Annotated in this window: 1 protein-coding gene; it reads left to right on the forward strand. The window is 44.3% G+C overall.

Translation table 11 applies throughout. The features are described from left to right. Positions 1-53: 53 nt before the first annotated feature. The coding region (locus tag H8Z82_RS16945) for an RNA-guided endonuclease InsQ/TnpB family protein (RefSeq protein ID WP_243176521.1) at positions 54-874 on the forward strand (821 nt) is incomplete at its 3' end.

Below are 874 nucleotides of genomic sequence, written 5' to 3' on the forward strand. Positions count from 1 at the left end.
AGCGGGATACGGGCAGAGTCCGCCTGTCCCTTCCAAAGGCATTAAAAAAATATATGAAAGAAACATATCAGATCCATGAAAACTTTCTTTACCTTGAAAATAAGATTTTCAGGGGCATGAATCAGATCAAACAGCTGCGGATCTATCCGCCGGAGAAGGGAAACTGTAAAATTATTGTTGTTTATGAGGTCCCTGACCGGGAAGAACTTCCACAGAACGGACATGAACTGTCTATTGATCTGGGGCTTCACAACCTTATGACGTGTTATGATTCTGAAAATGGGAAGACGTTTATCCTGGGCAGGAAGTACCTTGCACTGGAAAGATATTTCCATAAAGAGATCGCAAGGGTGCAGGCCCAGTGGTATGGGCAGCAGTCCGGAAAGGGAGTAAAGTATCCGGTCACATCAAAACATATCAGGAAGTTATATAAGAGAAAACATGATTCAGTAACGGATTATCTGCACAAGGTCACAAGGTATCTAGCAGAATACTGCCGGGAACAGGGGATCACCTGTATCGTTGCAGGGGATATCTGGAATATCCGGAGAGAAAAAGACCTGGGACACAGGACAAACCAGAAGTTCCACAGCCTGCCGTATAACAGGATCTACATCATGCTGGAATATAAGCTGAAAAGATATGGAATCCGTTTTATAAAACAGGAAGAAAGTTATACCAGCCAGTGCAGTCCGCTGTCACCGAAAGTGGGGAAAAGATATGCAGAGCCGTCCAAACGGAAAGAGAGAGGGTTGTACAGAGATGGAAACAGAACCTATAACGCAGATGCCGTAGGCGCATATAATATCCTGAGAAAATATCACTCCGTATCCGGAGTAAAAAGAGAACTGTCCGTAACCGGACTAAAAACACC

Origin of the sequence: Blautia difficilis, from assembly GCF_014297245.1 — a bacterium.
GTDB classification, from domain to species: Bacteria; Bacillota; Clostridia; order Lachnospirales; family Lachnospiraceae; genus Blautia_A; species Blautia_A difficilis.